The organism is uncultured Draconibacterium sp. (assembly GCF_913063105.1).
GTDB lineage: Bacteria > Bacteroidota > Bacteroidia > Bacteroidales > Prolixibacteraceae > Draconibacterium.
Map to the genome: position 1 here is coordinate 88578 of NZ_CAJXYQ010000014.1, position 11089 is coordinate 99666.

The window sequence follows — 11089 nt, forward strand, 5'->3', positions numbered from 1 at the left end:
CCTTTTAATAAAGGAGGACGAGCAACAAAAGACTGAAACAAACCACTTTCCGGGTTTCGCGCTGCCTTGCTTTTTAAACATAAGATGTTTACATTTAAAGCACCAAAAACAAACAAGCATTGTATACCGGCCCTAAAATAAAGCGAAAAAGCAATTGTAATATAATAGGTGTGTTTTCCACACCTATTTGGGTGTATAACAACAATAAGAAATTACGCTATAAGCGATATAACAACAATGATGATACACAGTAGTTAGCCACAAGCATGAAAACCTTTGATGAAAGTTTATTCAAATAGTATGAAAGAGAATAATTCAATCATTTCAAACGAAAAAAATTATGAAAAAAAAGATGAAAAAGCTTAAGGATTCTATTAAAATAAAACAGAAGGATAAGATTTATTATTTGCTGGATGAGAATAGAAAAATCAGAAAGTATAAACCTTGGCTTGGTGATATGTTTTCGTTCTTGTACGACAGAATAATGAGCAAGTCTATTTTTCCTAAAAAATTTAATGGCTCTATTCAAAAGCATTTTGAGATTTTAAAGAGTGAGTTACGAAACATTCACAATAAAAACATATTAGAAATTGCAACAGGAAGTGGGAATGCAATTAAATTTCTGAACAATGATAATTTGTACACTGGTACTGATATTAGCTCCGGGCTTCTTAGAATTGCAGTAAAAAAATTCAACCAGAATAAATTTCAAGATGCCGAATTTTATGTTACAGATGCTAATAATATGCCATTCAACAATGACTTTTTTGATTTAGCCTTGTGTAATTTATCATTAAACTTCTTTGATGGTATCAGCAATTTTATTAAAGAATTAAACAGAGTATTAAAGCCAGGTGGAATATTCTTTTGTAGCGTACCAATATCTGAAAAGAAAAAACCAAATGTAGAAATTCGCGGCACGCTATATTCTGAAGATGAGCTAAAACAAGTATTTGAAAAGAATAACTTCAGGTTTGAAAAGATACCTCAAGAAAATGGGGCATTGTTGTATTTTAAAGCACAGTTAATAGTGAATAAATAAACCCCTGATATTTCTTGAACCCAATGTTAATAGATGATGAAAACAAGAAATAAAACGTTAAGAATTTACGGGATACTAGCATCGTTGTTTTTTACACTTGCTTATCCGCAAATGGGATGTGTTTTGGCTAACTCTTATGTGCAAGGTTTCGGCATTGGCTGGCTATACATTCACCATTTTGTTCAATTGATATTGGCTATTGTTACCATTCTGTTCATCACCTTTTTATCAAAGAAAAAAATGTACGATTGGGGTTTAAACTTAAACAATTGGCAATGGTCTTTAAAAACTGCATCATCCTTTGCAATAGTTTGGTTTTTCATTTCACTGTCACTAAACCTAATATTTAACTTTCAATCGCAACTGAACTATGAACCAACTACATCCAACATAATTTTCGATTTGTTTTTCGACTTTATTTTAACAGGTTTCTCCGAAGAAATTTTATTTCGTGGTTTAATCATGGGTGTTTTATTGCATTCATGTAAAGGGAACCTTAATATCGGTAATTTCCAAATTTCACCAGCCGGGATAATTACTACATTTTTATTTACCCTGGCTCATATCGGTATTGATTACGAAAGTTTTACCATAAGTAGTATATCTCCATTGCAATTAATTTTTACTATGGGACTTGGATTGTTTTATGCAATAATGAGAGACAAAACTAAAAGCCTTTTAGGACCTATTATAGCGCATGGAGCATCTGATGGTTTAATTACTGTAATTCAAATGTTTATTATTTCAAGATAATTATTTGTAAAAATTCATGGACAGATTCAAATAAAAACAAAATGAGAAAATTGTGTATTATTTTAATCACTCTACATGGATTAATTCATTTAATTGGATTTATCCAGACTTTTAAAATTACAGATTTTAAAATGTTAAATCACCCAATTTCAAAAGTTATAGGAATTATGTGGTTGCTTGGTGTTTTATTATTTATTCTGGTAAGTGTAATGTATATATTAAAAAGTGAGTTTTGGTGGCTAGCTGGTTTTATAGCAATATTTATTTCCCAAATATTAATCATATTATTTTGGCAAGAGGCTAAATTGGGTATCATTCCAAACATAATTATCCTATTAGCATGTATTGTTGCATGTTCGAACTTTTATTTTAACCAAAAAGTTAATGAAGAACTATCGCAATTATTTATTGAAGCTAAATATGCGGCTTCACCTTCCAGAAATATTCAAGAATTACCACTCCCTGTTCAAAGATGGTATAATTCCAGTGGATTTTTATCTTCAGAAAATGAAATAATTAAAAATGTTTACTTGAAACAGGAAGTCTTAATGAAGACGAAACCCCAACAAGAAATATGGTACAAAGGACATGCAGTTCAATATTTCAACATACAACAACCTGCATTCAATTGGTCTGTTGCTTTGGACATGAATCCATTAATAAAAGTTGTTGGTAGAGACAAATTCGAAAATGGTAAAGGTGAAATGTTAATTAAATTGTATTCGATTTTCCCTGTTGTAAACGTAAAAGATAATGACAAAATTAATCAAGCAGCGCTTCAAAGATACTTGGCAGAGATTGTTTGGTTTCCTGCTGCCGCATTAAGCCGATATATTACATGGGAAAGTATTGACAACTACTCAGCACGTGCTACCATGACTTTTAATGGCACAACCGGTTCCGGAATTTTTTATTTTAATGAAAATTGGGAGTTTGTAAGGTTCAGTGCAATGAGATATAAAGACACAGATGAAAATGCTCAACTTAAAGAGTGGATAGCTGAAGTTATCGAAAGTAAAGTTATAAATGGTATAAAAATCCCGGTTGAAATGAAAGTTACATGGAAATTAAAAGATACTGAATGGACTTGGTTGAAATTAAAAATATCTGAAATTCAATACAATGTAGAAGAAATGCCAGTGGCTAACATTTTGTATAAGTAATGGCAGGCAAAGTGCTAAATATCAAGGATTGTAGCTCGCTCAAACTGCGTATCGGTTTGACAGGAAAGAAGCCCGCAATCTGCCACTACTCATACAATTTACCGTTATGCCGCATGTTAAAAAAGAAAGAATTTAAATACTTGTAAAATATACTAAAATGATATACTTTTGAAATACTAAAAGTGTAAATTATGAAAACAGTATCATTAAAGATTGACGATTCTATTTTTGGAGAAACCGAAAAGATTCTTTCAAAAATTAAGAAACCAAGAAACAGGTATATTAATGAGGCAATTGAATATTACAATAGATTGCAACGACGCGCTCTGTTGGAGGAAAAACTAAAAAAAGAATCTGATTTGGTAAAAAAAGATTCAATGACTGTACTTAAAGATTTTGAGGAGATTGATTATGTCGATTAAACAATACGAAATCTGGATTGCAGATTTAAATCCGCAAATAGGGACAGAACCTGGCAAAACTAGACCAGTTCTTACAATCCAAACAAATCTATTAAATCAAATTCCACATCCATCAACAATTGTTTGCCCTTTGACAACAAATGTTAAAAAAGACTCGGAAATCTTGAGAGTCCATATAAAAAAAGGAGAGGCAAATTTACATCAAAATTGCGATGTAATGATTGACCAAATTAGGGCAATTGATAATAAACGACTTGTTAAGAAAGTTGGAAATTTACCACAAAACCTAATTGAAAAGGTGAAAGAAAATTTAATGATAATAATTGATTTGGTATAAAAATTAATTTTCAAAATGGATGAAAAACAAATTGAGGAAGTAAAACAAATATTAACTGACTGGAATCCACTTGGAGCAAGAGCTAATCAGGTTTCGGATTTAGCCAACTATGAGACAGAAGCAATTGACATTTTGTTTCATCTTGATAAAAAATCTTCGGTAAATTATGTGAATAAAATTATGACTGAAGTTTTATATCAAGCTTTTGATATTCATCTTCAATTGGAAGAAACAAAGAAATATGCAACAATGATTAGAAAAACTTTTAATCAAAATTAAAACACGACGGCATAACAAAGTACATATTTCAGAGCGGGGTTGGTGCGGTTAGCAACTGCGGCTCTCACATCGTCGTTCCGTGCCGGACAGGAAGACACTCCGAAATCCGCAATGATTATATGTGCCAACCGTTAAATTCAAAAAACAAGCAAGGATATAAAGAATACATTATAAACTCCAACACGGGTAACAGACCGGGGTTCAAAAAGGTAACAGCAAATAAAAAACAGATAAAATGAATAGATTTAAGTTCCTGTTCTTACTTCGTACTATTGCTCTGCTACTGGTATTTTTTTCGTGCAGTAAAACAAAAACTACCGACGATGAACTACTGGTTAACGTACCTCAATCAGCGCTGTATGTTCGTGTACGCGGAAACCCTGAAAAACCTTTGCTGGTTAATTTGCACGGCGGTCCGGGTGGTTACTCGGGTATCGACATAAAATTAATGGGACCCGGATTGGAAGATAAGTTTCTGGTGGCGTATTTAGACCAGCGCGGATGTGGTAAATCGTGGAACTGTTCAGATACCTCATTGCTTACCGTCGAACAATATCTTGAAGATTTGGATGTGGTGATTGATACCTTGCGCAGCAGGTACCGGAAAGATAAAGTAAATCTTATGGGAACCTCATGGGGCGGGATGTACGGTTTTTTGTACCTGTTAAACCAACAAGATAAGGTACAGGCTTATGCTTGTATTGATGGAAAAGTGAATAGCCGTTATCAAAACCACTCGCTAATTAACTTCGAACTAAAAAGAGCGAAAGAATTGCTTCTAAGCAGTAACTCTGAAGAACAAAAACCAGAGTTGAAACTTATTATGGCAGAATTGGAACGTATAAAAAACAGTAACTTTTCGCGCTTTCATACCGATGTAAACTGGATGAAACATGAGGTGCCGCCAAAACTTGGCTTTAATGCTTATTTCGCCGATACTTCGCGGATTATCTCCTACCAGGATGTTGTTGAGGATACTGCCTTAATGCGCCTGATGAACTATTCGGAAGAAGAATACGCCCGGCTTGCAGAAAAGGCCGAAATTGTAAATGCTGCGTTCCGAAATACGCCATCTTACAATACTATGAATATCGAGCCGGAGCTGAAGCAGATAAAAACACCCACCATTGTGGTTCAGGGAGAATTTGATTACGTGGTTGGTACCGGGCATGCAGCATTAATCTACAATGCCCTTACGGGATTACCAAATAACAAAAAGGAGTTGCACATTATTCCCGGAGTTGGCCATTGTCCTGCCATTGAAAGTCCGCAGAAATTGACCGGTATTTTGGCTGTGTTTTTTGAAAAACATAACTTGTAAAATCAAATTACAGGCACGAAACTCGCCTTTTACCTAAAAACAACTACCATGAAACTATACTTCTCTATTCTTTTCGGCTTTTTATGGGCATTAGGCTACGGACAAACTGCCCAAGAAACAACGGTAGAAAAAGGCCTGCATTTTACCCGATTGTTTCGTGCAGACCCGCACGAAGGTGTTTCGTGCTACCGGATACCGGCACTGGCAACAGCTCCCAATGGCGATGTAATTGCAGCTATTGATGAGCGCGTGCCATCGTGTGGCGATTTAAAATGGAGCAAGGATATTAATATTGTCATCAGGCGCAGTACCGATAATGGAAACACCTGGTTGGCCACTGAAAGGGTGGTTGATTATCCGTTTGGACAATCGGCTTCCGACCCTTCTTTGCTTGTAGATAAGAGCACCGGTGAAATCTTTTTGTTTTTTAATTACATGGATTTGGCTCATGAAAAAGATGTGTATTATTTAAAAGTAACACGGAGTACCGATAACGGAAAAACATGGAGTGAACCTGAGGACATTACTTCGCAAATAACAAAACCAGGTTGGCATACCGATTTTAAGTTTATAACATCGGGGCGTGGTTTTCAAACCCGTTCAGGTAAATTATTGCACACCCTGGTGAATTTGCAAAAAGGCTTGTTTGTTTTCGAAAGTAATAACCATGGTAAAAGCTGGCAGCTGATTGAAACACCGTTAAAACCTGCCGACGAATCGAAAATAGTAGAATTAAGTGATGGTAGCTGGATGGTAAACAGTAGGGTAAATGAGGCCGGTATGCGGTTTATTCACCGATCTGGTGATGAAGGAAAAACCTGGATAAGCACGGCTGACTCTTCGTTAATCGACCCCGGCTGCAATGCTAGCCTTATTCGATACAACGCTGAAATAGATGGAGATAGCACTGAGATACTTTTGTTTGCCCATGCCAACCATAAAACCGAACGAAAGAACCTGACCGTAAGAATAAGCTATGATGAAGGAGTTAGCTGGTCGGAAGGTAAAACAATTTACGAGGGAAGTGCGGCTTATTCGTCGATGACCGTTCTTGCCAATGGAGACATTGGGCTATTTTTTGAAAAGGATGACTACAGCGACAATGTGTTTGTACGTGTGTCGTTAAACTGGCTTCGCGGCAAAAAAACTTCAGTTGAAAAAAGAGACTGATAGTATCGGGTGGGCTGTAAAAGAGCTGATTTGCTGTACGTTTACAACAAAAGGTGTACATTCGAAAAAATATTTAATACCAAAACTGCATAAAAAAAGCCGGGTTTTCCCGGCTTTCTTCATTATCTCGTTGCAATTTATCAGCAATCTGTTCCTTTTCCTTCAGCTTGTTCTTTAAACCAGCTTAAAGGGTGCGAGGTTGGCCGCTCAATCGGCATTCCGTAAATGCGGTCGTTAATTAACGAGGCTAAAACGCCCAGTGCACGCGATACGCCAAACAATACGGTATAGAAAGTATATTCTTTAATTCCGTAGTGGTAGAGCAACGATCCGCTGTAGGCATCAACGTTTGGCCATGGATTTTTAATTTTTCCTACCGAGCCTAAAATTGGTGGAACCACGCGGTACAACTGGTTAGCCAGGTTAACCATCTTATCTTCTTTGATGTACTTGTTGGCAAATTCTTGCTGAGCGGTAAAACGTGGGTCGGTTTTGCGTAAAACAGCATGTCCGTACCCCGGTATTACCCGACCTTCTTCCAGCGTTTTTTTACAGTAAGCGGCTACCTGCTCGTCGGTTGGCGTATCGGTATCCAGGTCTTCAATCATCTGGAACATCCAGAAAATTACATCCTGGTTGGCAAAACCGTGTAAGGGACCTGCCAACCCGTTCATTGCAGCGGAATAGGCGTAGTACGGATTACTTAAAGCCGAGCCTACCAGGTGTGCTGTATGTGCCGATACGTTTCCTCCCTCGTGGTCGGCGTGAATAATCATATACAAACGGAATAAGCGACGAATATCTTCCGAGTCAAAACCCATCATGTGCGCCAGGTTACCGGCCCAGTCTAAACGCGGATTTGGTTCAATATGATGACCGTTGTGGAACTGACGGCGATAAATGTATGCCGCAATACGTGGTAAACGGGCAATCAGGTTCATTACATCTTCGTAAGTAGCATCCCAGTAGAATTTTTTACCAACTCCTGCGCGGTAAGCTTTCTGAAAGATTGATTCGGTTGCCATTGATACAATAGCCGCACTAAACTGAGTCATTGGTTTTGATGTTTTTGGCATTGCATCAATTACATCAAAAACATGCTGAGGTACGTGCGAACGTGTCGACCAGTCTTTCGACAAGTTAATGGCATCATCCTGCGATGGTATTTCGCCAATCAGCATCAGGTAAAACAAGCCTTCGGGAAGTGGTTCTCCATCCGGATTGATTTTTGGCAGTTTTTCCTGTAATTCAGGAATTGAATAACCTTTAAAACGTATGCCCTCTTCCGGGTCGAGTTTCGAGGTATCGGTTACCAGCAAAGGTATACCTTTCATTCCGGTTAATACTTGTCCGAGTGTTACTTCACCCAAAACCACATCAGCATGCTCACTTTTGAGCCTTTGGAACTCCTTAGCGCACTTATTCGCTTTCTGATAAAATCTGTACTTAATGTATTCCATTTGTTATAGTTATTGATTTATTTTATTAATGCATATTTTTAATTATGGCGTCGGCAAATTCCGAAGTACTCAGCAGGGTAGCTCCCTCCATCTGCGCATGCAGGTCGCTGGTTACTTTCCGTTTGGCAAACACGTGCTCCATGGCATCGTAAACATGTTCTGCTGCGTCTTGCCAGCCCATATATTCCAGCATCATAACCGCCGAAAGGATAAGCGAGCCGGGGTTTGCTTTACCTGTTCCGGCAATGTTTGGAGCTGTTCCGTGGGTAGCTTCAAAAATGGCATAACCACTTTGGTAATTAATGTTGGCTCCCGGCGAAATACCAATACCGCCAACCATTGCTGCCAATTGGTCGGACACGTAATCGCCGTTCAGGTTCATGGTTGCAATAACCGAATGATCCCATGGGTGTAATAGCGACTCCTGAAGAAATGCATCAGTAATACAGTCTTTAACAATTACCTTTCCGGCCTTTTTGGCTTCGTCCAAAGCTTTGTTGGCATCCAGTTCTCCCTTATCTTTTTTCAGGGCTTCATACTGACGCCAGGTAAAAGTTTGTTCGGCAAATTCACTTTCTGCCAAATCATAACTCCAGTTTTTAAATGCTCCTTCGGTAAATTTCATAATATTTCCTTTATGAACAATGGTAACCGATGGCAACTGGCGATCAATAGCATATTCGATAGCCGCTTTGGTTAAGCGTTCCGATCCGTCTTTTGATATGGGTTTTACGCCAAACGACGATGATTCAGGGAAACGCACCTGGTCTACACCCATTTCATTAATCAGAAAATCGCGGAATTTTTTGGTCTGCTCGTCACCTACCATGTATTCAATACCGGCATAAATATCTTCGGTATTCTCACGGAAAATGTGCATGTCAACCATCGACGGGTAACGGATAGGCGAGGGTACGCCTTTAAACCAGCGTACGGGGCGCACACAAACATACAGGTCGAGCGTTTGACGTAAAGCTACATTCAGCGAACGTATACCTCCGCCAACCGGTGTTTGTAACGGACCTTTTATTCCTATAAGGTATTCTTTAAAAGCCTCAATTGTTTCGTCGGGAAGGTAACTTCCAACTTGGTGGTAGGCTTTTTCTCCGGCCAGCACTTCTTTCCAGGTAATTTTTTTCGAATCGCCATAGGCTTTTGCTACAGCAGCATCAATTACCCGTTGCGATGGACCGGTGATATCCTTTCCAATTCCGTCTCCTTCAATAAAAGGTATGGTGGGATAATCCGGTACAACCAGCTTCCCGTTGATTATTTTGGTTTTTTGTGTCATATACTTATTTTTTCTCGCAGATTTCGCGGATTATCGCAGAAATAATATTTGCGTTATCTGCGCAATCAGCCAGTAATTTTTTTATCAGCTACTTTATAAGTTGTTTACTATCCTTTTAATATTGTTTGAAATGTGATCCGAATTGAAATTTACCAAGATTCCAAGTTTTTTATCAGATAACTTCAGATAAGTCAGAACTTGTTTGTAATGAACATCTGTCAAAGCCTCAACTGATTTTAACTCGATAATAACTTTATCTTCTACCAAAATGTCAATTCTGAATCCCTGCTCAAACTTTATTTCTTCGTACACAAATGGCAGTGCCACTTGTCGTTTTACATTGTATCCAAATTTTTCAATTTCATAACTTAAAGCTGTTTCGTACACCGACTCAAAAAGTCCCGGTCCCAATGAATTGTACACTTTGAAAATCGCTTGTCTTACATCATAAGAAATTTGATTTTCAATTTTTTCCATTCTGCTTTTAGTTATTTTGTCCCTCGTATCTTTTTTTCGCGGATTATCGCAGAGATAATATTTGCGTTATCTGCGCAATCAGCGAGCAATTTCCTAATTCAGCTTGGCTTGTAAATTTTCATCCAAAGCTTCCAAAAACTGTTCTGTTGTTAGAAAATGTTCTTCTTTTAAAGCTTTTCCATGAATAATCAGCGCCAGGTCTTTTGTCATTTTTCCCGATTCTACCGTTTCAATACACACCTTCTCCAGTGCATGAGAGAAATCGATTAAGGGCTGGTTCCCATCCAGTTTCCCGCGGAAGGCCAAACCTCGTGTCCAGGCAAAAATTGATGCAATTGGATTTGTTGAGGTTGGTTTACCTTGCTGGTGCTGGCGGAAATGGCGTGTCACCGTTCCGTGTGCCGCTTCAGCTTCCATGGTGTTACCATCGGGCGTAACCAGGGTTGAGGTCATTAATCCCAATGATCCAAAACCTTGTGCTACGGTGTCGCTTTGCACATCGCCATCGTAGTTTTTACAGGCCCAAACAAATCCACCTTCCCACTTCAGGGCAGCAGCTACCATGTCGTCTATCAATCGGTGTTCGTACCAAATGTTTTTGGCTTCAAATTTTTCTCTGAATTCATTTTCGTACACCATTTGAAACAGGTCTTTAAAACGGCCGTCGTAAGCTTTTAAAATCGTGTTTTTTGTCGACATGTAAAGCGGCCAACCCTTGTCAAGCGCCTGATTCATACACGAGCGGGCGAAACCAATAATCGATTCGTCGGTGTTGTACATGGCCATTGCCAAACCGTTTCCTTCAAAATCGTAAACATCGTGCGAAATGGGTTCACTGCCATCTTCTGGTGTGAAGGTGATGGTAAGTTTCCCTTTTCCTTTTGTCAGAAAATCAGTAGCACGATACTGATCACCAAAAGCATGTCGACCAATACAAATGGGTTGTTTCCAACCGGGCACCAAACGTGGTATGTTCGAAATCATAATGGGTTCGCGAAAAACTGTTCCGCCCAAAATGTTTCGTATGGTTCCGTTTGGCGATTTCCACATTTTTTTCAAACCAAATTCTTCCACCCGGGCTTCGTCCGGAGTAATAGTAGCACATTTTACACCTACGCCATATTTTCTTATCGCATTGGCTGCGTCAATGGTAATTTGATCGTCGGTGGCATCGCGGCTTTCCATTCCCAAATCGTAATATTTTAAATCAATATCAAGATAAGGCAGAATAAGTTTTTGTTTGATAAAATCCCAGATTACCCGGGTCATTTCATCGCCGTCGAGTTCCACTACAGGATTTTGAACTTTGATTTTTTGCATGGTCGAATTAAATTAATTTACTGGTTATAATTAAATTATGAATGGGCAAAGCAG

The 11089-nt window shown here is 38.3% G+C and carries 12 protein-coding genes; 8 read left to right on the forward strand and 4 right to left on the reverse strand.

Features of this window, described 5'->3' with window-relative positions; translation table 11 throughout:
* The first annotated feature begins 340 nt into the window (after nucleotides 1-340).
* The 8 genes from QZ574_RS13750 to QZ574_RS13785 all read left to right on the forward strand — a co-directional run bounded on the left by QZ574_RS13750 (nucleotide 341) and on the right by QZ574_RS13785 (nucleotide 6487).
* Nucleotides 341-1042 carry a class I SAM-dependent methyltransferase gene (locus QZ574_RS13750; protein ID WP_297090460.1) on the forward strand — a complete coding sequence of 234 codons (702 nt, stop codon included), beginning with the start codon at nucleotides 341-343 and terminating at the stop codon, nucleotides 1040-1042.
* 33 nt (nucleotides 1043-1075) lie between these two features.
* Nucleotides 1076-1795, forward strand: coding sequence for a type II CAAX endopeptidase family protein (locus QZ574_RS13755; RefSeq protein ID WP_297090463.1), 720 nt, complete (start codon nucleotides 1076-1078; stop codon nucleotides 1793-1795).
* Nucleotides 1796-1836: 41 nt separating this feature from the next.
* Nucleotides 1837-2958, forward strand: coding sequence for a DUF6544 family protein (locus tag QZ574_RS13760; protein ID WP_297090464.1), 1122 nt, complete (start codon nucleotides 1837-1839; stop codon nucleotides 2956-2958).
* Between the two features lie 191 nt (nucleotides 2959-3149).
* Complete coding sequence (locus QZ574_RS13765; RefSeq protein WP_297090465.1) at nucleotides 3150-3380, forward strand: hypothetical protein; 231 nt, start codon at nucleotides 3150-3152, stop codon at nucleotides 3378-3380.
* The gene (locus tag QZ574_RS13770; protein ID WP_297090468.1) at nucleotides 3370-3717 is read left to right on the forward strand and encodes a type II toxin-antitoxin system PemK/MazF family toxin; all 348 of its coding nucleotides are present in this window, start codon (nucleotides 3370-3372) and stop codon (nucleotides 3715-3717) included. Before QZ574_RS13765 ends, QZ574_RS13770 begins: the two co-directional genes overlap by 11 nt.
* 15 nt (nucleotides 3718-3732) lie before the next feature.
* Nucleotides 3733-3996 carry a DUF1871 family protein gene (locus QZ574_RS13775; protein WP_297090470.1) on the forward strand — a complete coding sequence of 88 codons (264 nt, stop codon included), beginning with the start codon at nucleotides 3733-3735 and terminating at the stop codon, nucleotides 3994-3996.
* Between the two features lie 235 nt (nucleotides 3997-4231).
* Entirely contained in the window at nucleotides 4232-5317 is a 1086-nt protein-coding gene (locus QZ574_RS13780; RefSeq protein WP_297090472.1) for an alpha/beta hydrolase, read from the forward strand.
* 48 nt (nucleotides 5318-5365) lie between these two features.
* Nucleotides 5366-6487 (forward strand): sialidase family protein, encoded by a 1122-nt coding sequence (locus QZ574_RS13785; RefSeq protein ID WP_297090474.1) that lies wholly within the window; start codon nucleotides 5366-5368, stop codon nucleotides 6485-6487.
* Between the two features lie 140 nt (nucleotides 6488-6627).
* Here the strand turns inward: QZ574_RS13785 and QZ574_RS13790 are convergent, their stop codons facing one another.
* The 4 genes from QZ574_RS13790 to QZ574_RS13805 form a co-directional block, all read right to left on the reverse strand.
* Entirely contained in the window at nucleotides 6628-7947 is a 1320-nt protein-coding gene (locus QZ574_RS13790) for a citrate (Si)-synthase (RefSeq protein ID WP_297090476.1), read from the reverse strand.
* Between the two features lie 25 nt (nucleotides 7948-7972).
* Nucleotides 7973-9238 carry an NADP-dependent isocitrate dehydrogenase gene (gene icd, locus QZ574_RS13795; RefSeq protein WP_297090478.1) on the reverse strand — a complete coding sequence of 422 codons (1266 nt, stop codon included), beginning with the start codon at nucleotides 9236-9238 and terminating at the stop codon, nucleotides 7973-7975.
* A 93-nt stretch (nucleotides 9239-9331) separates the two neighbouring features.
* On the reverse strand, nucleotides 9332-9715 hold the full coding sequence (locus QZ574_RS13800) for a GxxExxY protein (RefSeq protein ID WP_297090480.1): 384 nt from the start codon (nucleotides 9713-9715) through the stop codon (nucleotides 9332-9334).
* A gap of 93 nt (nucleotides 9716-9808) precedes the next feature.
* Nucleotides 9809-11035: an NADP-dependent isocitrate dehydrogenase gene (locus QZ574_RS13805; RefSeq protein ID WP_297090482.1), complete on the reverse strand. Its 1227-nt coding sequence runs from the start codon at nucleotides 11033-11035 to the stop codon at nucleotides 9809-9811.
* Between the last annotated feature and the right edge of the window lie 54 nt (nucleotides 11036-11089).

Bases quoted from the DNA above. Each gene is read 5' to 3' on its own strand.
- icd (WP_297090478.1), bottom strand. From the start codon at position 9,238: ATGACACAAAAAACCAAAATAATCAACGGGAAGCTGGTTGTACCGGAT.
- QZ574_RS13760 (WP_297090464.1), top strand. From the start codon at position 1,837: ATGAGAAAATTGTGTATTATTTTAATCACTCTACATGGATTAATTCAT.
- QZ574_RS13780 (WP_297090472.1), top strand. From the start codon at position 4,232: ATGAATAGATTTAAGTTCCTGTTCTTACTTCGTACTATTGCTCTGCTA.
- QZ574_RS13790 (WP_297090476.1), bottom strand. From the start codon at position 7,947: ATGGAATACATTAAGTACAGATTTTATCAGAAAGCGAATAAGTGCGCT.
- QZ574_RS13755 (WP_297090463.1), top strand. From the start codon at position 1,076: ATGATGAAAACAAGAAATAAAACGTTAAGAATTTACGGGATACTAGCA.
- QZ574_RS13785 (WP_297090474.1), top strand. From the start codon at position 5,366: ATGAAACTATACTTCTCTATTCTTTTCGGCTTTTTATGGGCATTAGGC.
- QZ574_RS13770 (WP_297090468.1), top strand. From the start codon at position 3,370: ATGTCGATTAAACAATACGAAATCTGGATTGCAGATTTAAATCCGCAA.
- QZ574_RS13765 (WP_297090465.1), top strand. From the start codon at position 3,150: ATGAAAACAGTATCATTAAAGATTGACGATTCTATTTTTGGAGAAACC.
- QZ574_RS13775 (WP_297090470.1), top strand. From the start codon at position 3,733: ATGGATGAAAAACAAATTGAGGAAGTAAAACAAATATTAACTGACTGG.
- QZ574_RS13800 (WP_297090480.1), bottom strand. From the start codon at position 9,715: ATGGAAAAAATTGAAAATCAAATTTCTTATGATGTAAGACAAGCGATT.
- QZ574_RS13750 (WP_297090460.1), top strand. From the start codon at position 341: ATGAAAAAAAAGATGAAAAAGCTTAAGGATTCTATTAAAATAAAACAG.
- QZ574_RS13805 (WP_297090482.1), bottom strand. From the start codon at position 11,035: ATGCAAAAAATCAAAGTTCAAAATCCTGTAGTGGAACTCGACGGCGAT.